General features: G+C 46.0%; 25 protein-coding genes. 12 read left to right on the forward strand and 13 right to left on the reverse strand.

The window, feature by feature from the left end; genetic code table 11:
- The first annotated feature begins 196 nt into the window (after positions 1–196).
- Both EXIG_RS15595 and EXIG_RS15600 read left to right on the forward strand, forming a co-directional pair.
- Positions 197–589 carry an alcohol dehydrogenase catalytic domain-containing protein gene (locus EXIG_RS15595; RefSeq protein ID WP_052294387.1) on the forward strand — a complete coding sequence of 131 codons (393 nt, stop codon included), beginning with the start codon at positions 197–199 and terminating at the stop codon, positions 587–589.
- Positions 516–1,109: an MDR/zinc-dependent alcohol dehydrogenase-like family protein gene (locus tag EXIG_RS15600; protein WP_148206620.1), complete on the forward strand. Its 594-nt coding sequence runs from the start codon at positions 516–518 to the stop codon at positions 1,107–1,109. The genes EXIG_RS15595 and EXIG_RS15600 overlap by 74 nt, the downstream gene beginning before the upstream one ends.
- On the opposite strand, the gene EXIG_RS08565 is transcribed toward EXIG_RS15600, so the two are convergent.
- The 5 genes from EXIG_RS08565 to EXIG_RS08585 all read right to left on the reverse strand — a co-directional run bounded on the left by EXIG_RS08565 (position 1,083) and on the right by EXIG_RS08585 (position 6,152).
- Positions 1,083–1,718, reverse strand: a complete 636-nt coding sequence (locus tag EXIG_RS08565) for a VOC family protein (protein ID WP_012370539.1) — start codon at positions 1,716–1,718, stop codon at positions 1,083–1,085. The two genes, EXIG_RS15600 and EXIG_RS08565, sit on opposite strands and share 27 nt — an antisense overlap.
- Positions 1,719–1,730: 12 nt before the next feature.
- Complete coding sequence (locus tag EXIG_RS08570) at positions 1,731–2,462, reverse strand: DUF5694 domain-containing protein (protein WP_012370540.1); 732 nt, start codon at positions 2,460–2,462, stop codon at positions 1,731–1,733.
- A 96-nt stretch (positions 2,463–2,558) separates the two neighbouring features.
- The gene (locus tag EXIG_RS08575) at positions 2,559–3,905 is read right to left on the reverse strand and encodes a phenylacetate--CoA ligase family protein (RefSeq protein WP_012370541.1); all 1,347 of its coding nucleotides are present in this window, start codon (positions 3,903–3,905) and stop codon (positions 2,559–2,561) included.
- A gap of 230 nt (positions 3,906–4,135) precedes the next feature.
- The gene (locus EXIG_RS08580) at positions 4,136–5,494 is read right to left on the reverse strand and encodes a phenylacetate--CoA ligase family protein (RefSeq protein WP_012370542.1); all 1,359 of its coding nucleotides are present in this window, start codon (positions 5,492–5,494) and stop codon (positions 4,136–4,138) included.
- 268 nt (positions 5,495–5,762) lie between these two features.
- Positions 5,763–6,152: a hypothetical protein gene (locus EXIG_RS08585; RefSeq protein ID WP_012370543.1), complete on the reverse strand. Its 390-nt coding sequence runs from the start codon at positions 6,150–6,152 to the stop codon at positions 5,763–5,765.
- A gap of 198 nt (positions 6,153–6,350) precedes the next feature.
- Between EXIG_RS08585 and EXIG_RS08590 the strand changes: the two genes are divergently transcribed.
- Positions 6,351–7,805, forward strand: a complete 1,455-nt coding sequence (locus EXIG_RS08590; RefSeq protein WP_012370544.1) for an NAD(P)H-binding protein — start codon at positions 6,351–6,353, stop codon at positions 7,803–7,805.
- 261 nt (positions 7,806–8,066) lie between these two features.
- Positions 8,067–11,654, forward strand: coding sequence for a dynamin family protein (locus tag EXIG_RS08595; protein ID WP_012370545.1), 3,588 nt, complete (start codon positions 8,067–8,069; stop codon positions 11,652–11,654).
- 45 nt (positions 11,655–11,699) lie between these two features.
- Here the strand turns inward: EXIG_RS08595 and EXIG_RS08600 are convergent, their stop codons facing one another.
- The 3 genes from EXIG_RS08600 to EXIG_RS08610 all read right to left on the reverse strand — a co-directional run bounded on the left by EXIG_RS08600 (position 11,700) and on the right by EXIG_RS08610 (position 14,284).
- Complete coding sequence (locus tag EXIG_RS08600; RefSeq protein ID WP_012370546.1) at positions 11,700–12,653, reverse strand: LysR family transcriptional regulator; 954 nt, start codon at positions 12,651–12,653, stop codon at positions 11,700–11,702.
- Between the two features lie 14 nt (positions 12,654–12,667).
- On the reverse strand, positions 12,668–13,624 hold the full coding sequence (corA, locus tag EXIG_RS08605; RefSeq protein WP_012370547.1) for a magnesium/cobalt transporter CorA: 957 nt from the start codon (positions 13,622–13,624) through the stop codon (positions 12,668–12,670).
- A 111-nt stretch (positions 13,625–13,735) separates the two neighbouring features.
- The gene (locus EXIG_RS08610) at positions 13,736–14,284 is read right to left on the reverse strand and encodes a hypothetical protein (RefSeq protein ID WP_012370548.1); all 549 of its coding nucleotides are present in this window, start codon (positions 14,282–14,284) and stop codon (positions 13,736–13,738) included.
- A 270-nt stretch (positions 14,285–14,554) separates the two neighbouring features.
- Here EXIG_RS08610 and EXIG_RS08615 point away from each other — a divergent pair, with 270 nt between their 5' ends.
- Positions 14,555–15,655, forward strand: a complete 1,101-nt coding sequence (locus EXIG_RS08615; RefSeq protein WP_041261951.1) for an NAD(P)/FAD-dependent oxidoreductase — start codon at positions 14,555–14,557, stop codon at positions 15,653–15,655.
- A 100-nt stretch (positions 15,656–15,755) separates the two neighbouring features.
- Positions 15,756–16,094 carry a hypothetical protein gene (locus EXIG_RS08620; protein WP_012370550.1) on the forward strand — a complete coding sequence of 113 codons (339 nt, stop codon included), beginning with the start codon at positions 15,756–15,758 and terminating at the stop codon, positions 16,092–16,094.
- A gap of 98 nt (positions 16,095–16,192) precedes the next feature.
- Here EXIG_RS08620 and EXIG_RS15745 read toward each other — a convergent pair.
- From EXIG_RS15745 to EXIG_RS08650, 5 genes are all read right to left on the reverse strand, one after another.
- Positions 16,193–17,754, reverse strand: a protein-coding gene (locus tag EXIG_RS15745) for an IS3 family transposase (protein ID WP_234944521.1) whose coding sequence is annotated in 2 segments (ribosomal slippage) — positions 16,193–17,124 and positions 17,124–17,754 — 1,563 coding nt in all. Because the reading frame shifts where the segments join, the coding sequence is not laid out codon by codon here.
- Positions 17,755–17,866: 112 nt separating this feature from the next.
- Entirely contained in the window at positions 17,867–18,829 is a 963-nt protein-coding gene (gene egtD, locus EXIG_RS08635) for an L-histidine N(alpha)-methyltransferase (protein ID WP_012370552.1), read from the reverse strand.
- On the reverse strand, positions 18,830–20,101 hold the full coding sequence (egtB, locus tag EXIG_RS08640) for an ergothioneine biosynthesis protein EgtB (protein WP_012370553.1): 1,272 nt from the start codon (positions 20,099–20,101) through the stop codon (positions 18,830–18,832). It lies immediately after the preceding gene.
- A gap of 135 nt (positions 20,102–20,236) precedes the next feature.
- On the reverse strand, positions 20,237–21,220 hold the full coding sequence (guaC, locus tag EXIG_RS08645; protein WP_041261628.1) for a GMP reductase: 984 nt from the start codon (positions 21,218–21,220) through the stop codon (positions 20,237–20,239).
- A gap of 254 nt (positions 21,221–21,474) precedes the next feature.
- Positions 21,475–22,017, reverse strand: coding sequence for a GNAT family N-acetyltransferase (locus EXIG_RS08650; RefSeq protein ID WP_012370555.1), 543 nt, complete (start codon positions 22,015–22,017; stop codon positions 21,475–21,477).
- Positions 22,018–22,174: 157 nt separating this feature from the next.
- Between EXIG_RS08650 and EXIG_RS08655 the strand changes: the two genes are divergently transcribed.
- The 6 genes from EXIG_RS08655 (at position 22,175) to EXIG_RS08680 (ending at position 24,774) form a co-directional block, all read left to right on the forward strand.
- Complete coding sequence (locus EXIG_RS08655) at positions 22,175–22,429, forward strand: RNA polymerase sigma factor (RefSeq protein WP_012370556.1); 255 nt, start codon at positions 22,175–22,177, stop codon at positions 22,427–22,429.
- A gap of 284 nt (positions 22,430–22,713) precedes the next feature.
- Positions 22,714–22,914, forward strand: coding sequence for a cold-shock protein (locus tag EXIG_RS08660; RefSeq protein ID WP_012370557.1), 201 nt, complete (start codon positions 22,714–22,716; stop codon positions 22,912–22,914).
- 378 nt (positions 22,915–23,292) lie between these two features.
- Positions 23,293–23,493, forward strand: coding sequence for a cold-shock protein (locus EXIG_RS08665; RefSeq protein ID WP_012370558.1), 201 nt, complete (start codon positions 23,293–23,295; stop codon positions 23,491–23,493).
- A gap of 202 nt (positions 23,494–23,695) precedes the next feature.
- Positions 23,696–23,896, forward strand: coding sequence for a cold-shock protein (locus tag EXIG_RS08670; protein WP_012370557.1), 201 nt, complete (start codon positions 23,696–23,698; stop codon positions 23,894–23,896).
- Positions 23,897–24,098: 202 nt separating this feature from the next.
- Positions 24,099–24,299 carry a cold-shock protein gene (locus EXIG_RS08675; protein WP_012370558.1) on the forward strand — a complete coding sequence of 67 codons (201 nt, stop codon included), beginning with the start codon at positions 24,099–24,101 and terminating at the stop codon, positions 24,297–24,299.
- 88 nt (positions 24,300–24,387) lie between these two features.
- Complete coding sequence (locus EXIG_RS08680) at positions 24,388–24,774, forward strand: nuclear transport factor 2 family protein (RefSeq protein WP_012370559.1); 387 nt, start codon at positions 24,388–24,390, stop codon at positions 24,772–24,774.
- The last annotated feature ends 175 nt before the right edge of the window (positions 24,775–24,949 follow it).

The raw sequence follows: 24,949 nt of genomic DNA on the forward strand, positions 1-24,949 counted from the left end.
ATTTCGATTCGTTCGATGGGGGTCACGTCCTTTTTCTGTTTTTGTCTTTTTTTCAGAATAACACAGACTTGTTCGTAAACTGACACTGTCCGAACAGTTTCCACCTTACAAAATTGTCATATTTTTATTTGGATAAGGGATTTTTTACCTTATACTATAGAAAGAAGTTTTATGTTTTTAGAAAAGAGGGGTTTTTATGCATCAAGAACGCTTACAGGTCACGGCAGCCCGGTCTGTCACCTGGACGAGACATCATCTTCCTCCGGTCCAAGCACACGAACTGCTTGTCCGGACAATTGCCGGTGCAATCAGCATTGGGGCTGAACTGCCGCAAGTCCGGGGCAACGATCCGACCGATCCGGCTCCCGTCTATCCGAAGGAGACTGGCTACGAAAGCTACGCCACTGTCATTGCCGTCGGAAATCAGGTCACCCGGTTTCAAGTCGGCGACCGTCTACTTGCCTTTTACGGTCATCAGGATATCGCACTCGTCGACGAAGCCAAAGCCATACGGTGTGTCCGCCAAACTCGCCTTGCTGAACATCTTATCGTGCGACGCTGCGAAAGGCGTCCGGAAACTGGTCCCTAAACCGACGGACCCGGTTTTAGTGACCGGAATGGGTGTCATCGGACTGCTGGCCGTTTTCTATCTGCGGCACTTCTATCATGTCGACCGGATCGTCGTCTTTGACCCTGATCCCGTCCGCTCATCGCTTGCACTGTCACTCGGGGCGCATGCTTCATACTCAGATTCGGATGAGTCGTTTACACACGCATTGGAGTGTTCTGCACGACAGGACGCTTTCGCCTTATTACAGGAAAAGTTTGTTCCCCACGAACAGCTCTGCATTCTTTCAGACGGGAATCATGAAATCTTGTCGTTGACGCCGGCCTTTTACGAGAAGGAGTTGCGGCTTGTCGGTTCGAGTGACGGATGGGATTACCAGAAACATGCCGCATGGTTTTTCAAGACGGCACCACATGTTCCACATCTCGAACAGTTGTTTGAAAGAACAGTCTCAGCCCGTGACTTAGTCGGATGCTTCGAGCGTTTGCTGACAGACGCGACGCCTTTAAAGGTTTTAGTCCTCTATCCGTCCGTCGATTAATGCAAGCGGACTCACCGTCCGGACTTCGAGACCGTTCGGATCTTGCACCGGCAGCGCAGGTATTCCGGAAAATACAACATGTCTGGCGTGCATCCGTTCCGAAACAGACGTCGTAATTTCCGTAACCGGTCGAGCCAGTAATTGAGACAGCAACGGCTCAAGACTCGGTGTCGGTGTCGTGATTCCAAGCTGCAGGAGCCGGTCCCCTGTTTCTGACTCGACGGCATCCGGATGGGTCTGCAATTCAATACGGAAACCAAACGGCGTTCCGATGAACGTCCGACGTTCGTTCGCCTGAATCGTCAGTCCCAGACCTTCCGCCCGGCCGAGGACCTGCAGTCGCTCGGCTTCCGTTACAAGGAAGCCGATATGGTCAAACATCACTTTTTTCCCGTAACCAAATGTAAGATTGATGGCTCCTCGTTTCATCTCGATGATCCGAAACAAAATCTGTTGCTCACGAAAATCGTCCCAATCAAGCGGAGGATCAAACGAAGTGAACTCCCCCGCGTATTTCCCAATCCGTTGTGTCACCTGAAAACCAAGCTGTTGATAAAACCGTTCTGTTTCCTCCACGAACGGTGTCCAAAGATGATAATGAAATAACATATGTATCGCTCCTTATATCATAATATCGTCAAGCGTCAAAAGCATGACCTCGCCACTCTCCGTCAACAGCTGTTGCAGCAAGTAAACGTGTGCAAGACCATAGATGACCATAACCCGTTCATCTGGTTCTGTAACACCCGCAAGGATGCTCTTAAAGATCATCAGATTGCGATAATACCAATATCGCGAGACCCACTCCATTCCGGACTCACCAAGACAAGCAAGTTTTAAATAAGTTTGGTGCATCTCCTGCACACGTCCGTCAGTATTGATTTTCTGTAAAAAGGAAAGCAACGGTAGTTCAGTAAACTCCTGTTCCATCTGTTGCATCCGTGTGGTCTCCCTTGCAATGATTTCGTCAAATTGTTCCGGTTTTTCCCTTCTCAGCTGGTCGAGCGATGGTATCCCGTCAATCAACTGGTTCCAATCAACTGCTTGAATATCATCGAGACCATTTTGAGAGGCGAGACGAAAACCAAATTGATGCCGTTCGTCGGCGGTCAACGTCAATTTTCCGGCGCGATACGCCGCGTACTCACGCGTCAAGTCCTGTTGATGTTCAGAAGGGCTTTCAAGCATGATCTTCGTCGGACGAAAGTCGGACAAGACATTTAATGCGTCCTCAATTTGTTTTTGCCGGTCCGGCGTCAGCATCGACACGCCTCGCAAATGAAGTAAGTCTCCGTTATCCGGTCGGTCGAAGTGTATCGTTCCAAGCAGTAGTACCGCGGCACGTGACCTCATCGTCTTCCTCCTTTTTCGATGATCTTCTTTTATACTACAACAATTGTAAAAAAATCCATCAAAAAACACGGATCCTCAACTGGATCCGTGTTCCGTTTACATCAACTGTTTGACTAGAAGCGTCTTACCGCTGACTTCCCGCGGAATGTTATCGACAGCACGTAACGAGACGTTCATCTCGGAACCAAGTAAAGTCTTTAAAAACCGGTACAGTTGTTCTTCGTGCTCCGATAAAAACCGGGTCCGGTCCGGAATATATAAAAACGTGATGTCCCGTTCACTGTTTTGGATATATTGGACCCGTTCGACGCTGTTCGGCAACACTTTGACCAAGCTGGACAACTGACCTTCAAAAACCTTTTGTCCGTTTTGTTTGACGATATACCCCCGTCCCCGACCGTCAATTGAATCAATCACGGGACCCGGATGGCCGCAGGAACAGGTTTTGCCGCTGCTCGTCATGCGGTCCCCGACCCGGTAACGGACGAGCGGCGTCCCATGGGTATCAAAGCTCGTGACAAGAATTTGCCCGTCCGGTTCAATTTCAATGATGCCCATCTCGTAGTGCAGGTGTTTATTTCCGAAACGGCACTCGGAAACGATCGGTGCCCCTTCCGATGAGGCATACTGATCAAACACCGGCGCGTGAAAGACGTCTTCAATTAATTTCCGTTCCGTCGCGGTCATCATCTCTGCCGTCGGAAAGATAGCGCGCGGCCGGCACTGCAACTCCATTCCGATTCGTTTGGCATGGTAGGCCAACTCAATCATCGCTGACGGCAACCCGTCAATCGATTCCGGATCAAACCGGTCGATTGCCTGCAAATAAGCAGTCATCGTTTCAGCGCTGAGTTTCTTGACGGTGAACAGCAGTTGATTCAGCGCATGGTTCATCCGCCAGTAGACAGGTTTTTGTTGCCGTTCCGAAACGAGCGCCTGTGCTGTAAAACTGATCCGGCGCATTCCTTTTTTTACACCGTGAGTCGCCTTAAAAAAATCGAGATGCGCCATCCGCACCTGCATATCTTCTTTCGTATACCGGACTTGAATCGACTTCCCTGTCGTCCCGCCTGTTTTCCCGAGAATCGGTGCAGGGAGGTCCGTACGAATCGATTCGATTTGCTGCCGTAACATCTCCTTTTCAAGTGACGGAATCTGCAGAAGCTCCGTTAACGCTCGAAAAGGCAATTGCAGATTCAAGTCTTTAAACAGCGTGTGGTAATAGGGGCTATGTTGCCGGCAAAACAGCAAAAACGTATTGAGACGCGCCAATTGATCCCGTTCCACATCGATTGGTTTTTCTAATTTGTCTGCTAATTCCTGAAATCGTGTTTGGTACGCCGGTCCATAACGTTCCCGTTGAAGTCGATAGCCATACAAAGTGGTAAGAAGATTTTGCATGAACACCGGTGAATACAGATAGACTTGCTCTTTGATTCCCATCTGCGCACGTCCTTTCGAACAACGACTCGACGCCTTCACTGAACATATTCTTAATAGGTTCAGCTTACGTCGGTATTCTGACAATCACATGACAAAATCTACCGCACTACACTTTCACTTCGATTTTTTTCCTCCTTTAGCAAACTCCTTCTTTTTTTGAAAAGACATCAAAAAAGCAGACGACCTTTTTGAAAATAAAGGGAGTCTGCTCGCGTCGTATAGCGAATTCTTCAACTTTTTTCCAGCAATAGTTGTTTGATCAATAATGTTTTTCCGCTGATTTCTTTCGGAATTTCCGGCACTGCCCGTAACAACACTTCCATTTGTCCGCCGAACAAACGTTTTAAGACGAAGTACAGTTCTTTTTCATGTTCTTCTTTGAAACAACGTTCGTCCGGTACATACAACATGACGATTTCTTCTTTGTCGGATTGAATATACTGGACCCGTTCGATACAGTTCGGGAAGGCCCGTACGATCCCGGCCAGTTCTCCTTCAAAAATCCGATGACCGTCTTTCAGCTGAATGAAACTTCGTCCCCGTCCGTCAATGGATGCAATGACCGGACCGGCGTGTCCGCACTGACACGTAGCTTCACTTAACGTCATCCGGTCCCCGACACGGTACCGGACGAGCGGCGTGCCATGGGTATCAAAGCTCGTCACGAGAATCTGACCATCTTCCTCAACCTCGATGATGCCCATTTCATAGTGAAGGTGTTTTTTTCCGTAACGGCATTCCGCGACAATCGGTGCTCCTTCAGACGATGCGTATTGATCAAAAATCGGCGCATGGAACACTTCTTCGATCAATTGGCGTTCCGCCGCCGTCATCATTTCCGCTGTTGGGAAAATCGCCTTCGGTCGGAACGTACACGGAATATTGTACTTTTTGGCATGACGTGCCACTTCAATCATACCTGAAGGGAGGCCGTCAATCGATTCCGGATTAAATCGGTTCAATTGTTCGATGTACAAGGCTGCCGTTTGCGGATTAATGTTTTTGATCGTAAAAAGCATCTGATTGATGGCTTTATTCATCCGCCAGTAAACAGGTGCTTTCTGTGATTCTGCCGCCAGTGTCTGTCCCGTAAAGCTGGCGCGCCGCATGCCGCGTTCAATCCCGTGTGTCCACTTAAAGTAATCGAGGTGCGCCATCCGGATCTGCATGTCTTCCTTTGTGTAATGAACTTGAATCGACTTCCCCGTCGTTCCACCCGTTTTCCCGAGGATCGGCGCTCGGATCTTAGCATGCACGTCCGCATTACGTGTCCGGAGGATTTCCTTGCTTAAAATCGGAATCTGTTTTAGTTCGTCTAATGTTTCAAGCGGTAAAGTGATCCGGTGTTGCTCAAACAGCTCTTGATAGTAGGGGCTGTACGTCTGACAAAACAGCAGAAATTGATTCAGACGCGCCAACTGTTCTGCCTGTGCATTCGTCTGAAAACGTTCTTTTTCCTTCAACTCCTGTAACCGTTTCTGATAAACCGGACCATATCGTTCCTGATACAGCACGCGACCATAAATCGTCGTTAAGATATTTTGAAGAAAAATCGGTGAATGAAAGTAAATCGATTGCTTGAGTTGCATACGTCCACTCCTCTCACATCTCAGTCAGAAATTTCAGTTGAGCCGTTATCCATTTCCTGTTACTTACATCTTATTTCCAGTGATTCGGCGGTTCAATCAAATCTTAGTAAACAAGCTTAACTTTTATTCGGATACCGTTTTATGATAGTAAACTTACATCACAAACATCTTTTAATAAAATTCTTATAATTATCTTTTCTTTACCGTTTCCGGTAAAAAACAAAAAAAGAGGCTGCGTTCAGCCTCTTCTCCTTCGTTCAAATTCCGGTTACGTTTGACGCCGTCCCGCCTCTTCATCTGTTCCAAACATCCGGACCTGAATGGCTCCGAGTGCCAATTTCAAATCCGTCGGACTCAACTGATCGATGATTTCGATCACAGTCACCGTCGTCCGCCCATTATACAATTGCACGAGGAGTTGACGCTCCACGTCAATCATCCGGTCATCAATCGACTCCGCCAACATTTCCTGATAAAAAAACTCACCCGTTTCCGGAAAAAAATAGTCACTGAATAATTGCATCAATTGTAAATTTCCCGTCGCCAAAAACAAAATGGCTTGAAACGGCGGTTTCACACGATTCCGCGTACTCAAACGTTTTAATATCATCTGGTACCGCTTCTGGTGTTGCTCATCTAAGAAACAGACTGCGTTCATCTTCGCCCTCTCCTTAAAGTAGAAATTAAGTAATATGTACATGGAAGTTGGTGGAGGTCACCACTCCTATTCGGTCTCTTTTTCTTTTCCCTGTTTTTTATGCCTCAAGCCTGTTATTTCCTGAAAACATCTGAAGGGATTACGAACCGATTGATTCGGGTAAATTCAACAAGTAACATTAATCGAGGGGGAAAACTCATGACTCAAACACGCAAACGGTTGGCACTTGCAGGTGCAACCGGATATATCGGACATAATCTCTTAAACGAACTCAAGAAAAAATATGATGTCATCGCCTTATCGCGAAACGGTGATGACAAGGATGATGAAGACCATGTCGAGTGGCGCTCGTGTGATTTATTTTCGCTGAATGATACCATCGACGGTTTACAGGGCGCGGATATCGCCATCTATCTGGTCCATTCGATGATGCCGTCCGCTAAACTGACACAGGGCTCATTCGAAGATATGGATTTGATTTTAGCGGACAATTATGCCCGTGCCGCCAAAGAAAACGGCATTCAGCAAATCATCTACCTGAGCGGCATCATTCCGGAAGAAACGGAGGACTTGTCCCGCCATTTGAAAAGCCGTTTGGAAGTGGAACGTGTGCTTGGTGCTTACGGGACTCCCGTAACGACCATCCGGGCTGCGTTGATCGTCGGTCCAAAAGGATCTTCCTTCCCGATCTTATCGAAGCTCGTCAAACGGCTTCCCGTCATGTTGTTGCCGGAATGGACACGGAATCAGACGCATCCCGTTGCATTGCCAGATGTCATTCATGCCCTCGGAGCAAGCGTCGGACGGGAAGATTTGAAAGACCGCGCCATTGATATCGGCGGTCCGGAATCGATGACGTATAAAGAAATGATTTTGAAAACAGCCGAAGTCATGGGGAAAAACCAACCGACGTTCGATATTCCTTTAATGACAGTCAAACTGTCCCGCCTTTGGGTGACATTAGTTTCCGGAGAGCCGAAGGAGACGGTCTATCCGCTCGTCGAGAGCATGGTCCACGAAATGGTCGCAGATCCGGATAAAATGGTGGACGGCATCAGCGACGGGAAAGTCACATTCGAGGAATCCGTTCGGATGGCGTTAAAAGAAGAGCAGAAGGAAAAGGATCAGAAAAAACAATCGGGTCATTCGTCTAAAAAAGAAAAAGACGAAGTGCTCGATGTCCGGTCCGTTCAGCGTGTCCGTCTGCCGGAAGGACGCGATGCCAACTGGGCGGCAGATAACTATGTATCTTGGCTCTCCTCTTTCGCTAAGCCGTTCCTCACTTCTGTTGCGAACGAGACCGTCGTAAAGATTCAAGTGCCGTTTCTCGATGCACCGCTTCTCGAATTGACGAAAGAACCGTTTCAGGATGCCGAGCAAGCTACGTACCGGATTACCGGCGGAATGTTTGCGCAAGTTCAGGAAGGCAGCAAAGGGCGGATTGAATTCCGACAAATTCCCGGATCCCAGGAGTGCCTGATTGCCATTCATGAATATGTACCGGCCTTACCATGGATCATTTACAAATCGACGCAAGCCAATATTCATTTGCTCGTCATGTACCTGTTTAAGCTCCATCTTCTCCGTCTGATGCAGACGACGGAACACGCTCCTGACGAGTCGGATATGATTGTCCCGGAAACAAACGCTTGATTTTAAACAAACTCAGATTTCCTACCAGACTGAATTCCCCGAGAAGCGGGGATTCAGTCTTTTTTAATGACTTTTCACCAGCCGGGTTTTCGACGGACCGCTTGGTAATCAGTCTGTTATTATCATATAGCATTTTGCGGAATCCGTAAGTTTTAATGTCTTGCCTGTTGCTTGACTGCGGAACTTACCGATGAACAGATGACGGAACCAAAATAAGCGTGATACACTGAAGCTGGATTGTAAGAAAGGGGTTTCACACGCATGCGCTCATTTGAAGAACGGTTAACGAATCACATTGAAGCGACCGCGCTTCTCACGACATTGATTCAACCCTCGTCGGATCAACTCCGGCTCGACAAGTTAAATAAATTTTCCGAGAAATTATTAAAACGCGAATTTACGATTGCTTTTGCCGGACATTTTTCGGCCGGGAAATCAAGCATGATCAATGCACTGACCGGTGAGTCGATTTTACCGACCAGTCCGATTCCGACCAGTGCCAACATCGTCACATTACGCCGGGAAGAACAGGATGCTGCCATCATTCATTTTCACGACCGCCCTGCCGTAAAGCTCGCAGCGGCCGATTTACCGCATCTCGAGACGTTAGGACGTGACGGTACCGTTGAACGGATTGATATCACCCATGCCGGCTCAAACTTACCGCAAGGACTTGTTTTAATGGATACACCGGGTGTCGATTCCGTCGATGACGCCCACCGGATTTCCACCGAATCCGCTTTACACCTGGCTGACTTGATTTTTTATGTCATGGACTACAACCATGTCCAGTCCGAGCTGAACTTCACCGTCACTCGTGAATTGTTGACTTCCGTACCTGAACTGTATTTAATCGTTAATCAAATCGATAAACACCAGTCCAGCGAATTATCTTTTGCCGCCTTTAAGCGTTCCGTCGTTCAGTCGTTTGCTGCCCACGGCGTGGAACCAAAAGGAATCTTCTTTACGAGCTTACGGGAAGCGGATCATCCGGAAAATGACTTCCAGACCGTTAAAGAACTCGTCGATCACAGCATCCGGGACGTCCAGCCGAAACTGTTGCAATCAGCGGCTACTACACTGGAATCCTTACATGCCGAACACGTGGCGTACCTCGAAACACGGATCGAGGAAGCCGCCGAATCGACAAATGAAGGATTGACACCGGCAGAACGGCGACAATCGGATGCATTGCTTGAACAGCTGCACCAACTGGATTTACAACTCGAACTGATGGCTCCCGAACAATGGGTCAGCCGGTTTTCACAGCACCGGGAAAGCTTGTTGCGAAATGCCACTTTGATGCCGTTTGAACTTCGCGAGAAAATGCGGACCTTTTTAGAGACACGACAAGCGTCCTTTAAAGTCGGGTTCTTCAGAAGTGCGAAAAAGACACAGTCCACCCAGCAACAGGTAGCAGACGAACTCTTGCGGGCGTATCAATCCGTCACGACATCCGAAATTGCCTTGCATCTTCGGAAATTGATGAAACAATCGTTGGCGGAAGCCGGTATCTTAACTGATCAGCATACGATGCAGATCGACAACTATCCACTTGATCCACCGCTTCGTGTCATCGAGGATGCTGTCCAGGAAGGCATTACGATTACCGGTGAATCCGTCCTCCAGTTTACGAATCGTGTCGTCAGTCTGACGGCTGACTGGTATACGAAAGAGACGAACCGCTGGCGGGACGGAATTCGAGCGGAATTCGAACAAACAGATGGCAGCGTCAAACAAGAGGTGCTGACAGAACAAACCCGTTTACGTCAAAAATGTGACCTATTGAAAGCCGAAGCAGACGCCCGGCAAGTCTTAAACACGTATCTCGAACAGGCCGACTCACCGACGGACAAGCAATTGCAAACCGCAAAACAACAGGTTTTGCTTTGGCAACAGGAACTGATTCAGGCCGAGCAAGCGTTAATCCCGTTCCAACCGCAGGAAACGCTGGAGGAAGTCGCCGTCGCGGCAGAAGCGGTTCGGTTAACCGATGTCGAGGACACACGTGCCTATACGCCGGAAGAAATGCACCAGATTCAAACGATTTTGTCGTCCGTTCCCGGATTCGAAGAGACGGTCGCCTACTTGCAAGACAAACTGAAGCGGGTCGCTTCGAGTACCTTTACGATTGCTTTATTCGGTGCGTTCAGCGCCGGAAAATCATCTTTTTGCAACGCGCTGCTCGGACAACCAGTCTTGCCTGTCTCGCCTAATCCGACGACGGCTTCGATTAACCGGATTAATCCCGTCAGTGCAGCACATCTGCACGGGACGGCGACCATCTGCTTTAAGACGGAGCAGGAACTCGTTGCTGAATTAAACGACCTCCTTCAGGCGTTCAATGCCACAGTCACTTCTTTGAAAGAAGCGGCGGATTGGATCGAATCCCAGCCGACACATACATTACGGGATGCTTCTTTCTTACGGGCCTTTGCAACCGGTTATCCGACTGTTGCGCCGTTCGTCGGAACGACACAAACAGTCGATCAAACGACGTTCACCGATTACGTCGCAAAAGAGCACCTCAGTTGCTTCGTCGATGTCATCGATTTGTACTTTGACAGCCCGTTGACCCGTCTCGGAATTACATTGGTCGATACGCCGGGTGCCGACTCGATCAATGCCCGTCATACGGATGTCGCGTTCGACTATATTAAGGATGCAGATGCCATCTTATTCGTGACGTATTTCAATCACGCGTTCGCCCGTGCGGACCGGGAGTTTCTGATTCAGCTCGGCCGTGTCAAGGATGCCTTCGAACTGGACAAGATGTTTTTCATCGTCAATGCAATTGACCTCGCACAAAACGAGGGTGAAAAACAAGCGGTGCTGCAGTATGTCGAGACGGAACTACAGCGGTTCGGCATTCGGACCCCTCGTCTGTTCGGCGTCTCGAGTCTTCAGGCGTTGGCAAAGAAGCAGACGGACCGAGCTCTCGACTCGGGTCTTCCTGTCTTCGAAGACGCCTTCCATCAGTTTTTGGAACGGGATCTGAAAGGACTGGCTGTCCAAGTATTGTCGGAGGAAACGGAGAAAACCGTGCACCGGTTACGTCAATTGATGGATCAGACCGAGTTCAACATCGCCCGTAAAGAAACACGTCTCGAAGAACTGGATGACTTGAAACAGACGATTGAAGCACACTTTTCGGATCCAAGAACCGAGTTACTTCGTCATGCCTTGTTTGCGGAAATTCATGAGCTGCTGCACCATGTCAACCAACGGATCTATTATCGTTTCCCTGACTTCTTCAAGGAAGCGTATCATCCCGTCCGCTTTGCGAATGCCACAAAACAGCAGGCGTTGCAGGAAGCGCTTGTCGAGCTGCTCGGCTTTTTGAAATATGATTTTGAACAAGAATTACGTGTAACCCACTTCCGGATTGACGGCTGGATCAAAGCTGCGCTCGTCCAACGTTTCCAGGAAGAGGAACGGTATGCGGTGAAGTTGAATCCCTCTTTCCAACTGTCCCCATTCGAAGCGCCGGCGATGACGTCCGTTCATTTCGAGGGGCCGTTCCAGGATGCGACGCCGTATCAGTCCGTGAAACAGTATTTCCGTAATCCAAAAGCCTTTTTTGAACGCAATGAAAAGGAACAATTGAAAGATGCTTTGATTCAGTTGACGAAACCGGATGCGACCTCTTATCTGGAAACGGAAGAACAGCGGTTGCGCGAACTCGCGCAGCAACATGTCGCCCGTCTGCTCGACGAGATGTATGCCCGGATTTCCGAAACCCTGCATAAACAAATCGAGATGGAACGAACCAGTTTGGCGACGACCGACCATCTCGAGCAATTCAAACAAGCTTACACCAGCATCAGCCATCTCAATCAAACCGTTTAATTTTTCCCGTAGGCGGTACACAAAGAACCCGGATCAGCTGCTCTTCTACAGAAGATGCGGCTGGTCCGGGTTCTTTTTAGCGTCTGCTGTGCGATCAGACGGATGCGGCCAATACGATTTGAAATAATGCAGCACATAGTCTTCGACGTGGCGCACAAGCGGACGCTGCTCGACTCCCGACAAACGGTTTAACGAGACGTCCCATAACATCGGCGGGTCAAACGGTAAGATACGGATATCATCGGCATGATGAAACCGGAGAATCGGTTCCGGCAAAATCGACACAACGTCGAGTTCTTGCACCATCCCGATCAATAAATCCCAGGCACCGGACGTAAAAAAGATCTGTGGTTCGACCTGTACATGGCGGAACTGGGATAAAATTTGATGATGCAACATAAAACTGTCATTGAGGATGACGAGCGGTTCCTCTGCCAAATCACGATAAGACACGCTTTCAGATTCGCTTAACGGATGGCTCGGTCTGACCGCGACGACGACTTCATCTTCAATCAACCGATGCCGTTCGATTCCGTATGTCTCCCCCGGTTCAATTAAAATCGCCAGATCCAATTCTTCAAGCAGCAGCCGGCGTTTCAATTCAAATGCCCCTTCTTCGATGATTTCCAACTCGATACCGGGATGTTCCGCCATCAATTTCGGAATCAGTTGCGAAAAGAGAACGGGCAGAATGACCGGCGGAATCCCGAGCCGGACTTTCCCGCGTAGTACACGCGACCGCTCGTGCAGGTGTTCCATCATTTGTTGATGTCCGTGCAGGACACTGAGGGCATCCTCATAAAATTGTTGTCCGGCGTCTGTCAGACCGGTCAGTCGTCCATGGTGCCGCAAAAACAATTCCACTTGTTCCAATTCTTCAAATTCTCGCACCAGTTGACTGAGCGCCGGTTGCGAAATATGCAGATGTTTGGATGCCCGCGTTAAATTATACGCATGGTCTACGATCGTCGTAAAAAACGTCAATTGCCGGATATCCACCGGACTCCCCCCTCTTACTCATCAAACCAATGATTTTTTCTAAAGTACACAATCATCCCCAACGCAATGACTGCCATCCCCCCGAGTGTAAAGAAATAACCAAAACGTGTCGTCAGTTCCGGCATATGTTCAAAGTTCATCCCATAGATGCCGGCAATGAACGTTAACGGCATGAAGATGGTTGTAAAAATCGTTAACGTTTTCATGATATTATTCATCCGGTACGAGTTGAGGGAAATGAAATTATCCCGGAATTCGGACGTCATTTCCCGGTTATACTCAATCATTTCGTTCAGTTTGAGCAGATGATCGTAAATATCCTGGAAAAATGCTTTTTTATTGGCATGAATCGCAAGCCGACGGGATTCAACGACCCGGTATAACAAATCCCGCATCGGTAAGAGCGTTCGGGCAACAACTAATAAATCGGACCGAATCTCAAATATCTCTTCCATGATCCGTTTATCATTCCCACGCTGTTCATACCGTCCTTCCAGTGCAAAAATCTTGTCTTCCAACGCATGAACGATCGGAAAATAACCATCGACGATTTTATCCATGATTTTATGTACAATTTCAATGGTCCAATGCTCGGAATCATCATGTAGACGCTGGAAAGCTTGGAACACTACGTCAATTTCACTTGACGGCTGCTCGTGGTAGGACACCACATAGTTCTCATTGACAAACAGGTTGATTTCTTTTCCTTTCAATGACTCCGTATCCAGGGCATGGAGCACAAAAAAACTGTATCCGTCGTAATATTCCAGCTTCGGACGTTGTAAGTATTGAAAACAGTCTTCGAGGGCCAGCGGATGAAAATCAAAGACGGAAATCAACTGTTGTTTTTCTTGCTCCGTCGGCTGATTGAAATCAACGAAATACCATTTGATGTCAGGTGCGTGAATACGACCCAAGCCATCGTCCATTACAACTTGATGATCCGTCGTCACCAAAAGACAGCGTATCATGAACATTCACCTTCTTTTCGTCACGGTTTGTGTAATCAGTATCGCAAACAATCTGTTCGATTTCCATAAAAAAAAGACTGCAGGTTTTATCAAGCCCTACAGTCCCTTCCTTTATCCTCGTTCGAAGTAAAAGCCACTCCAGTAGACATGACGATACGTAAATTCTTTACCGCTTTTAGTCGTCACAAGCATTTCATCTTCCGAAACGACAGCAATCTTAACCGGTGTTTCCCCGTGATCCGTCAAGAAGTTTAGAATCTCTAGATGACGATTCAACCACAACCGGCGACGGAACCAGCGGAACCGACTAAACGCAGCTGTAAAGTGTAGGATCGATAACAGCATGATGATCATACCGAACGGTAACGGTATATCAAACAACGCGATTAAATAAAAGTCCGCAACGATTAAAAAGACGGATAACCCCATCTCGGTCATTTCCATAAAGGAAGCTTTATACGTTGCAAAATACGTCATGACACGAAATAAAACAATGACCGTCAAATATGGTACAAAATAAAGACGAAAAATGTTGTCCGACCCACTATTGACATACATGAGCAAGGGCAGGAAGAAGAGCAACTTCCAAATTAGGATGGCGGAATAAAACAAAGTGTGATCCGTGTAGCGTTTGCGTACGATGGCGCGACTAATGTTCATTGCCTTCCCCTCCTTCAGTGATGACTACATGTTCGAGTCGATGATGTCGGGTTCTGATGCCTATAAGGGTATGTTTCCTCATTGAAGCGTTTCTAATCGTATATTTCGTGTGAAATATCGGTTTATATTCAGTATACGAAATATTTTAATAAAAAGTTTTACTTTCCCATCATTCCCCATATTTATAATGTGCTGCCTCATCAAAATTTGTCGATTTTGATTTTTTTCTTTACACTTGATAAAGATCACTTTGGAAATGAGATGAAAAACATGTACAGCCACATCATTGTCGGTGCCGGAATCCTCGGAACATCGACCGCTTATCATTTAGCAAAACAAGGAGCGAATGTCCTCCTCGTCGACCGGAAAGAAGCCGGACGTGCCACACATGTCGCAGCTGGTATCATCTGTCCCTGGATGACACAGCGACGAAATAAAGCCTGGTACCGCCTCGCCAATAACGGAGCCCATTACTACGATAAGTTGATCCCGGAACTGGAGGCGCTCGGCGAAACAACGACAGGCTATCAAAAAGTCGGAACCATCGCCTTGCATGAAACATCAAAAATCGAAAAAATGCAGATGATTGCGGAAAATCGTTTCCCGGAAGCACCGGCCATTCAACGCATCGAACGATTGACGGCTGATCAGGTCCGGTCGATGTTTCCTTTGATTGAGTTCGTCGAAGATGCTCTGTTCGTCTCAGGAGGCGCCCGTGTCGACGGTCGTGCCTTACGGGCTGCCATGGAACGCGGAGCGATCAAACACGCGGCTACCATCCTTGAAGCGGACGCCTCGCTGGTCGTCGTCGACGGTCACGTTCAAGGGGTTCAAATCGGTCAGGACATCCACTATGCCGACCAGGTCATCTTGACTGCAGGTGTCTGGGTCAACGAGTTACTTGAACCGTTGCAAACAAAGCTTGATATTCGAGCCGAAAAAGGACAGATTCTTCATTTGGATATCTCGAATGACCAGTCGAAAGAATGGCCCGTCATCATGGGACAGCGCGGTTTATATCTCGTCTCGATCGAGGACGGCAAACTCGCCCTCGGTTCGACACATGAAAAACAACTCGATTATAACCTTCAGCCGACCGTCAAAGGCATGTACGCCTTGTTGACTCGCGCCATTCCCGTGGCACCGGCACTCGAAGAAGCCAACATTAATGAGATGCGTGTTGGTCTCCGCCCGTATACAAGTAATTCCTTACCTGTCATCGGCAGGCTGGCGAATCATCCGAATGTTTTAATCGCTAACGGTCTCGGAGCCTCCGGCCTAACGATTGGTCCGTATCTCGGTCAAGAGTTGGCGAAACTGGCACTCGATCAGGAGTTAGAAATTGATTTGAACGATTATCTTTTACAGTAACCTGTTCACGGTTTACGTATTATCATCTGTATAGTAGATATACCCTTTACAAAACAAGAACAAACGTTCTTTTAATTTGACTTATGAAGGAGTTCTGGATGTGCATCCGATAAAAGCTATGGTGACCCTTAAACAATTTGAAGCGTTGGACATTCGTGTCGGCACTATCCGTTCCCTCAGCTTTTCAGACACTCAAGCAGACTTTTTAGTTCTGTCGGTTGTGTTTGAAGATTTTCAGCAATCCGTCTTTCTGGATTGGAAAGAAACACGGTTCGAGTATGAAGAAATCATCGGGAAACAAGCTTTGATCCTGCTCAACGTTCCCGGCATCGTCGCCGGTACGACCGGTCGTGTATTGGAACTCGGGACACGGGATCATCTGATGCCGGTACTCGCCTGTCCGGAACATCCGATCCCTGACGGCAGTCGCTTAAGTTAACACTGTCTGAACCTCCGGTCTGACTTAAAAAAGAAGGAATCGCCATCAAAGATTGAACTGCTCCCCGTCAAGTAGACAGGATAAATAATAAAAATCTTTTAAACGGCTTGAGCTCTGTATTCTAATGGAGCCAAGCCGTTTAATCGTTGTTGATACCGTTCTTCATTGTAGAAATGAATATACTTCTGGATTGCAAGTTGGAGTTCGTCGAACTCCGTAAACTTATGTAGATAATAACTTTCGCACTTCAACGCTCCCCAAAAGGACTCCATCGGACCGTTATCAATACATTTACCAACCCGAGACATACTTTGTGTGATACCCGCCACGCGTGTCATGTGACGAAACGTATGCGAAGTATATTGAAATCCTCGATCACTATGAAGTAAGGGACGGCTTCCGGGTGCGCCTTTCAAGGCGAGTTCGAGTGTATCGAACACGAGCTGATTATTGTTTGAGTGCCCAAGAACGAAGGCACGGATAGATCCATCATGTAGGTCTAGAATAGCGCTCAAATACGCCTTCTGAGAGGCGCCATACTTCAATTCCGTGACATCCGTTACCCATTTTTGATTCGGTCCTGCCGCGTTGAAATCACGGTTCAGAATGTTCTCTGCGGTCTGTTGAGGACGATTACGAATGTACAAAGGACGTTTCCGGCGTATGACGCAATGAATACGAGCGACATGCATCAGACGACGGACACGCTTCGCGTTAACGTTTCTTCCGAAACGGCGTTTTAAGTTTAATGTCATTCGTCGATAGCCATAGATTCCGTTCACCGCAAGGTGAATCTCGTTCATCTCTTCGGTGATTTTCATGTTCTCCGTCTCACGTGCTTTCGGCATATCTATCCGACGTAACCACTTGTAGTAGGCAGCGCGCGAGACACAAGCGAGGTGGCATAGGGCAATGATTGGATAACCAAATTGCTCTACCGATGATTGGATGGCTTCATATTTATCTTGAAGTCGAATTTGATTTAACGTGACCTCCTCTCGATCTCCTCTAACTTTTTTAAGAAATCGTTCTCCATACGTAGACGCTCATTTTCTCGCTCGAGTCGTTTCAGCTCCAGCGCGAAACGTTCTGTATCCGTCAATTCTTCTACTGGCTTCTGACGACCGCGACGGTCTATCAGTGAGTCGATTCCATCCTTCTCGAACTTTCTTACCCAACTATAGATTTGTTGGTACGAGACCCGATGGGTCTCCATGATGCGTTGATAGTCTTTTCCGTTTTGTATACAGTCCATAACTGCCTGGACACGCTCTTCGAATGTAGTGGTTCTACCTCTAGTCATAATGAATCGCTCCTTCAATGGTTTCCCTTGAGTACTATGACTAGTATACTTCTCGATCCACTTCGCAAGTACGCTTATGTTCGAAATATCAAACCGTACCGAAGCGCTAGTGAGCGATTCTTCTTGGTCGAGTACTGCGCGCACAGCTTTCATCTTTAGGTCTTCGGGATAGCGGGTCCACTTTGATCGACTCCGAAGTGCGGAGGGACCGCCCGTACGATATTTTGCTCTCCATCTATTCAAGGTTGTGACTGAAAGCTCGAAGAGCGAGGCGATCGACTTGATTGAGTCGATTCCGTCCTCACACATCTGAATGATGTGTAGTTTTTGATCCATCGAAAATCTAGATGTAGCCATAGAAAAAGCTCCCTTCAAAGTAGACAGTTTTTGTTATTTCAACTGTCTACTTTTTGGGGAGCATATCAGATGCGCAATTCCCTCTTTTTTCGTTTACGAACGGAAAGATAAGTCAGACCCGTGTTTTTTCCAAGTAGTGCACGCTGAAATGATGCTGCGGATCCGTGAAACATCTGATTGGTGTAAATCCGTTTTGCTTGGCCAACCATTGAAACTCTTCCTGACTGTACTTATAAGAATTTTCCGTATGAATTGTTTCGTCCTTTTTAAAGGTAAACCGCTGATCGGCAATCGTGACGATTTGATCGATTCGACTTTTCAGATGCATTTCAATCCGTCCCTGCTGTTCATTATAAAAAGCGACATCCTCGAATAGGTCGACGTCAAACGTTCCATTGAGCGATCCGTTGATATGCCGTAAAATGTTTAAGTTAAACTGAGCCGTGATGCCTGCTTGATCGTTATAAGCCGCATGAAGCACACTGGCTTCTTTTTTTGTATCAATTCCAATCAGGAAGCCGTCTCCCTTCTCCAGTAATTGACTGGACTGTTGTAAAAAGTCGGCTGCTTCCTGCGGATGGAAGTTCCCGATGGTCGAACCGGGAAAGAAAATTACCTTTTTCTGTTTTTCCTCGACGGGTAGAAGTAAAGGCGCGGAATAATCGCCGCAAACCGCTTTAATCCGGAGTGACGGATAATCTTTCGACAATTGATGCGCGGATTGAATTAAAAAATCTTTGGAAATATCAATCGGCATATATTGTTCCAACTGATGAAGGGAGCTGAGTAAACTTTTGATTTTACGGCTGCTGCCGCTCCCATACTCAATCAATGTATGAACGGGTCCGATACAATCTGCGATAGCGGATTGGTACTCGGATAAAATGTCGATTTCCGTCCGTGTCAAATAATATTCCGGCTGTTGTGTAATCTGTTCGAACAATTCGGAACCGGTTTGGTCATAAAAATATTTTGCCTGCAATACCTTTTGAGGTTGTGCCAAACCGTGCAACACTTCCTGCAGCATGTTCTGCTGATCCGTATACATATCAAAACTTTCAACCTGTTGCCGCATTTAAAGATCACCCGCCAATCGGAAGCCGCTGAACTGCCAACGTTTATCAGGCGGGAAGAAGTTCCGGTACGTCGCTCGGATATGGTTACCCGGGGTCACACACGCTCCGCCCCGAAGAACCATTTGGTTACACATGAACTTGGCATTGTATTCTCCAAGCGCGCCTTCAAGCGGGCGGCTTTTCGGATACGGGGCATAGGCACTCGCCGTCCATTCCCAGACGTCACCAAACATACCGTGCATCGCGTGGTCCGCATCCGAAACCGAACGCGGATGGAAGGATCCCTGTTCCATGAAGTTTCCTTGTTGAGCGACTTGCCGTCCGACATATTCCCATTCGGCTTCTGTCGGCAGACGTTTACCGCACCACCGGCTGTATGCATCCGCTTCATAAAAACTGACATGGCACACCGGTTCATCCCACTGCAACGGCTCAACGCCGTTTAATGTAAAGATCGACCAGTCTCCCTGTTGATCTTTCATCCAGTACAGAGGTGCCTTCCATTGTTGTTGCTTGACGACTTGGAAACCGTCCGACAGCCAATATTCGGACTGTTCATATCCTCCCGCCTCGATGAAGGCTAAAAACTCACGATTGGTGACGGGGCGTGTCCCCAATTCAAAGGGTTCGAGCCAGACTTTATGCACCGGACTTTCATTATCAAAAGCAAATCCGCGACCGTCATGACCAATTTCAACGAGTCCACCCTCAAATCGTGTAAACTCAAGTGACAGAGAATGATCAGTTTCAGTACGCTCGACTTGTCGCGTCTGATAAGCCGGTAACAACGGATTGGTAAAGAAATTATATTTTACATCCATCAGAATCAACTCTTGATGCTGCTGTTCATGTTGCAACCCCATTTCAATCAATTGCTCGATCTTCTGTTGAAGCGATGTGTCCCGTTCTTCCTGTAAAAATGTCAGGACAGCCTGATCGACGTGTTTACGATAAGCAATGACATCCTTAACTGTCGGACGGGACAACATACCCCGCTGGTGACGGGGTTGATAAGGATCAATTGAATTATAGTATGAGTTAAATAAATAGTTATATGCGGGATGAAACACTTGATACGTATCAGCATATTCTTGAAGAATCATTCGTTCAAAGAACCAAGTCGTATGGGCAATATGCCATTTTGGCGGACTGACGTCAGAACTTGCCTGAATCACAAAATCCTCTTGCTCTAACGGTTCAATCAACGTAAGTGTCTGGTTCCTGACTGTATAAAATTTGTCTGCTAAGTAGGTTGTTGTTTCCTGACTCAACGCCTTCACTCCCTTTATTATGAAATATTCTGAAAATATACACTATTATCTTTACCGCGTATCAGTCAAAGTAAGCGCTCTCATAAATATAAAAAAATCGGAACAAGACCTTGGATAGGCCTTACTCCGATCTCTTTAGTAAACTTTATCACCATTAAAGATTGAATTTTTAACCACTACATAATCAACTGTTCGAATGGCTTGCAATTTATTACCGCCGGCATATGAAATCGCCGATTGTAAATCTTGTTCCATCTCAGTTAACGTATCAGATAAACTGCCTTTAAATTCAATGAACATTTTTTTACCTTCAACGTTTTTCTTTTCACCTTTTTGAAATTCCGAAGCCGAACCAAAATATTCTTTCACTTGAAGACCGTCAACTTCCTGCATTTCACCCGGTGACTCTTCGTGTCCGGCAAATAAGGAACCGATCATCACCATCGTTGCCCCGAACCGGACTGATTTGGCAATATCTCCATGTGTCCGGATTCCACCATCTGCGATGATTGGTTTGCTGGCGGCCTTTGCACACCATCTTAATGCGGCTAATTGCCAGCCGCCGGTACCGAAACCTGTTTTGATTTTCGTAATACAGACTTTCCCCGGTCCGATCCCGACTTTTGTAGCGTCTGCGCCGGCATGTTCCAGTTCGCGGACCGCTTCCGGAGTACCGACATTACCTGCGATGACAAAACTTTCCGGTAGTATTTGTTTGATATGTTGAATCATCCGGATGACTGCTTCTGAGTGTCCGTGGGCAATATCAATCGTGATATATTCCGGTGTCAATCCTTCTTGCGCCAACGTTTCGATGAACGTATATTCTTCTGTTTTCACACCGACACTGATCGAAGCAATCAATCCCCGCTGTTGCATCTCGCGAACGAAGTTCAGTCGCGTTTCCGGCTCGAACCGGTGCATGATATAAAAATAGCCGTTTTCAGCCAGAAAAGTTGCGATTTTTTCATCGATGATCGTTTGCATATTGGCTGGAACGACAGGTAATTTAAAGCGTCGTCCTCCAAATTCAACCGTCGTATCACACTCTGAACGACTTCCGACGATCGATTTAGCTGGAATCAATTGAATATCTTCATAATCAAATACTACATCCATCATTAACACCCCAAATAACGAATATTTTTTTATAAATAGCTTCTTAATGTTCGGACTATAATACTATAACGAACGATTAAAGGTTTGTCAAAAATATTTTGCTAAAAAACATACTTTTTACCTTTAATTTTATTTAATGTTCGTCTTTTAAATCAAAAAAACCCTCAGAGAACAATTTCAGAGGAATTTTTTATAAAAATAGAATCTACTCCTTTTTTTCAACATGTTCAGAAAAAAGCTTAACCGATATTGGTTCAATCGAATAGAAATTCTTCTTTCAACAATGCAAATAAAATAAAATCTTCCCATGCTCCGTTAATATACAAACTTTTTTTAGCAAGGCCTTCTCTTCTGAACCCTACTTTTTCCAACACACGGATGGAACCAATATTTTCCGGCATGACCTCTGCCCGCAACCGGTGAAACTGATGCGTCTCGAACAAAATTCTTGCGGCTTGCCGGACCGCTTCTGCCATGATCCCTTTCCCGTTATGTTCCCGGTCCAATTGGTATCCGATCATACAGGTCTCTGCCGGAAACCGTTCGACGAATACAGCAGATACATCACCGATCAGTTGATTGTTTTCCGTTAAAAACACTCCAAAGGCATACGAGCGGTCTGACAAGCTGTTTTCCATCATCTGTTCGATTCGTTCTTGTTGTTTTGTCAACGTGTAAGCATTTGCTTGCGGTTTCACCGGCATCCAGTATTCAAAATGTAATTGATTTTTTACGTTTAACTCGAGCAGCTGTTCTGCATCAGACAGCTGGTACGGGCGAAGAAAAATAGTTCCCATGATTAATTTCCTCCATTAAAAAATAGTATGAATTCATAATTCTTCAACTTTAGACAGTTAAAGCGTTTGACAATTCGTTTTTCGGGAAAAATATAAAAACCTGAATAAGTAACAAAGTGTTTACAGAGGGGATGTAAACCATCAAAAGGAGGAGAGCATGCGTACAGATACAGAATTATTCAAACAAATCGAATTAAAAAATAAGCAAGCTCTCGAAGCGTTGTACGACCGTTACGAGAAATCCTTATACTTATTCCTTACACGTATGTTAAATGACGAAAACAGAGTCCAACTTACTTTAAGACAAATCTTTCAGGATGTCTGGACAAGTCCTAATCAATACCCATCCATTCACGGTTATTTGATCAAAGCCGTGAAACAAGTTCGATCGCAACGCGAACCGATTCATTAATTCTTCTTTTTACGATGTATTTCTTCTATAGAAGAAGATGATTGATGTTATAGATATTCGAAAAATTTAAATTAATCCCTTTATCTTTTAAAGATCAGTTTGATAATTTTAGGGAGAACTTCTACTTTTTTTGTTTATTACTTCCTTTTTCTATTTAGTTATGGTACACTATAATCAATTATTGTTGTTCGGTGGAGATGCAAAGTTTACACTTTCGACTCGATGAAATTGATCACAGTAGTAATAATTTAGTGTGACTTAGTCATACGCAGGAGGCAACACACATGGAACAAGGTAAAGTAAAATGGTTTAACGCAGAAAAAGGTTTTGGCTTCATCGAACGTGAAAGCGGCGACGACGTTTTCGTTCACTTCTCAGCTATCCAAACAGACGGTTTCAAATCACTTGACGAAGGTCAAGAAGTTTCGTTTGAAGTTGAAGAAGGTCAACGCGGACCGCAAGCAACTAACGTTACTAAACTTTAATTTTCTTAGAGGATTCGCTGATGCGGATCCTCTTTTTTTTATCAAAATTTGACGAGAATACTCCCACTTTTTAACATTCAGGCCGAAGTCCTCGTGCGAGTGGGAGTATTCTCGTCTTCGGGCAAAGCGTGTCTTGCGACACGTCAATTTTCGACCGCTCGGTTGGATAACTCAGGAATCTACTACCTCTTAATGAAGCGTATGTAGAGTTAATTCAATCTTTTTTTGCCTATCCCTATCTTTTTATATCTCGTCATGGTATATTATGAACAATTATTGTTGTTCGGTGGAGATATGAAGGTTACACTTTTGACTCGATGAAATTGATCACGGTAGTAATAATCAGTGTGACTTAGTCATACGCAGGAGGCAACACACATGGAACAAGGTACAGTAAAATGGTTTAACGCAGAAAAAGGTTTTGGCTTCATCGAACGTGAAAACGGCGACGACGTTTTCGTTCACTTCTCAGCTATTCAAACAGACGGTTTCAAATCACTTGACGAAGGTCAAGAAGTTTCGTTTGAAGTTGAAGAAGGTCAACGCGGACCACAAGCAACTAACGTTACTAAACTTTAATTTTCCTGAGAGGAAGCGCAGCCGCGTTTCCTCTTTTTTTAATTCTTTTCAATCTCCCCTATCTTTTTCAAACCGGACATGGTATATTATTAAGTAATTATTGTTGTTCGGTGGAGATACAAAGGTTACACTTTTGACTCGATGAAATTGATCACGGTAGTAATAATCAGTATGACTCAGTCATACGCAGGAGGCAACACACATGGAACAAGGTAAAGTGAAATGGTTTAACGCAGAAAAAGGTTTTGGCTTCATCGAACGTGAAAGCGGCGACGACGTTTTCGTTCACTTCTCAGCTATTCAAACAGACGGTTTCAAATCACTTGACGAAGGTCAAGAAGTTTCGTTTGAAGTTGAAGAAGGCCAACGCGGACCACAAGCAACTAACGTTACTAAACTTTAATTTTCCTGAGAGGAAGCGCAGCCGCGTTTCCTCTTTTTTTAATTTTTTTCAATCTCCACTATCTTTTTCAAACCGGACATGGTATATTATTAAGTAATTATTGTTGTTCGGTGGAGATACAAAGGTTACACTTTTGACTCGATGAAATTGATCACGGTAGTAATAATCAGTATGACTCAGTCATACGCAGGAGGCAACACACATGGAACAAGGTACAGTAAAATGGTTTAACGCAGAAAAAGGTTTTGGCTTCATCGAACGTGAAAACGGCGACGACGTTTTCGTTCACTTCTCAGCTATTCAAACAGACGGTTTCAAATCACTTGACGAAGGTCAAGAAGTTTCGTTTGAAGTTGAAGAAGGCCAACGCGGACCACAAGCAACTAACGTTACTAAACTTTAATTTTCCAAGACTCTGCTGTTGCAGGGTCTTTTTTGTTTGATTTTTCTTTGAACTGACTGTTCATTCTAAGACCGAAAGGATGATATTCATGGAACCATCAGCTAAACACCTTCAACTGCAAACACTCTTGAGCGAACGACATGCTTATTTGATGGAAGGAAACCGAGAAGCGATGCATCAGCTGCTTTCAAGTGATTTCTCATTCATTGACGGTCAGGGACGGCAGTTTGATGCTGAGACGTATCTCGATCATTATGTCGATCCGGACCAAATTCAATGGAGTAATCAAATCAGTGAATCGATGGTGGTTGAAGTCTTCGAGACGACGGCTCTCGTCCAGGAAATCGTCGAAGATCATTTTTCATACGGTCGTAGCATGTACATCGGCCGTTTCCGAAGTGTTTCACTTTATCACTGGGCAAACGAAGGATGGAAATGGCATTTTCACCAACTGACACCTCTTGATCCTTCTTAAGAACAATAAGCTGTACGGATTTCCCGATCGGACCAGTCACTCTTCAGGAGGGTTGGTCTTTTTTAATGCACGGATTGATTCGCCCTCCTCTTTCAGAAACTTCATCATACTCGAAATGAAGTTTGATAAACTGTTTTCATTCCGTTACACTTTAGTTGTGAATATTTTCTGAAAA

This window comes from Exiguobacterium artemiae 255-15 (genome assembly GCF_000019905.1).
Lineage (GTDB): Bacteria > Bacillota > Bacilli > Exiguobacteriales > Exiguobacteriaceae > Exiguobacterium_A > Exiguobacterium_A artemiae.

Coding starts and splice junctions, on each gene's coding strand:
- EXIG_RS15595 (WP_052294387.1), top strand. CDS start 197: ATGCATCAAGAACGCTTACAGGTCACGGCAGCCCGGTCTGTCACCTGG.
- EXIG_RS08565 (WP_012370539.1), bottom strand. CDS start 1,718: ATGTTATTTCATTATCATCTTTGGACACCGTTCGTGGAGGAAACAGAA.
- EXIG_RS08570 (WP_012370540.1), bottom strand. CDS start 2,462: ATGAGGTCACGTGCCGCGGTACTACTGCTTGGAACGATACACTTCGAC.
- EXIG_RS08575 (WP_012370541.1), bottom strand. CDS start 3,905: ATGGGAATCAAAGAGCAAGTCTATCTGTATTCACCGGTGTTCATGCAA.
- EXIG_RS08580 (WP_012370542.1), bottom strand. CDS start 5,494: ATGCAACTCAAGCAATCGATTTACTTTCATTCACCGATTTTTCTTCAA.
- EXIG_RS08585 (WP_012370543.1), bottom strand. CDS start 6,152: ATGAACGCAGTCTGTTTCTTAGATGAGCAACACCAGAAGCGGTACCAG.
- EXIG_RS08590 (WP_012370544.1), top strand. CDS start 6,351: ATGACTCAAACACGCAAACGGTTGGCACTTGCAGGTGCAACCGGATAT.
- EXIG_RS08595 (WP_012370545.1), top strand. CDS start 8,067: ATGCGCTCATTTGAAGAACGGTTAACGAATCACATTGAAGCGACCGCG.
- corA (WP_012370547.1), bottom strand. CDS start 13,624: ATGATACGCTGTCTTTTGGTGACGACGGATCATCAAGTTGTAATGGAC.
- EXIG_RS08610 (WP_012370548.1), bottom strand. CDS start 14,284: ATGAACATTAGTCGCGCCATCGTACGCAAACGCTACACGGATCACACT.
- EXIG_RS08615 (WP_041261951.1), top strand. CDS start 14,555: ATGTACAGCCACATCATTGTCGGTGCCGGAATCCTCGGAACATCGACC.
- egtD (WP_012370552.1), bottom strand. CDS start 18,829: ATGCGGCAACAGGTTGAAAGTTTTGATATGTATACGGATCAGCAGAAC.
- guaC (WP_041261628.1), bottom strand. CDS start 21,220: ATGGATGTAGTATTTGATTATGAAGATATTCAATTGATTCCAGCTAAA.
- EXIG_RS08650 (WP_012370555.1), bottom strand. CDS start 22,017: ATGGGAACTATTTTTCTTCGCCCGTACCAGCTGTCTGATGCAGAACAG.
- EXIG_RS08655 (WP_012370556.1), top strand. CDS start 22,175: ATGCGTACAGATACAGAATTATTCAAACAAATCGAATTAAAAAATAAG.
- EXIG_RS08660 (WP_012370557.1), top strand. CDS start 22,714: ATGGAACAAGGTAAAGTAAAATGGTTTAACGCAGAAAAAGGTTTTGGC.
- EXIG_RS08665 (WP_012370558.1), top strand. CDS start 23,293: ATGGAACAAGGTACAGTAAAATGGTTTAACGCAGAAAAAGGTTTTGGC.
- EXIG_RS08670 (WP_012370557.1), top strand. CDS start 23,696: ATGGAACAAGGTAAAGTGAAATGGTTTAACGCAGAAAAAGGTTTTGGC.
- EXIG_RS08675 (WP_012370558.1), top strand. CDS start 24,099: ATGGAACAAGGTACAGTAAAATGGTTTAACGCAGAAAAAGGTTTTGGC.
- EXIG_RS08680 (WP_012370559.1), top strand. CDS start 24,388: ATGGAACCATCAGCTAAACACCTTCAACTGCAAACACTCTTGAGCGAA.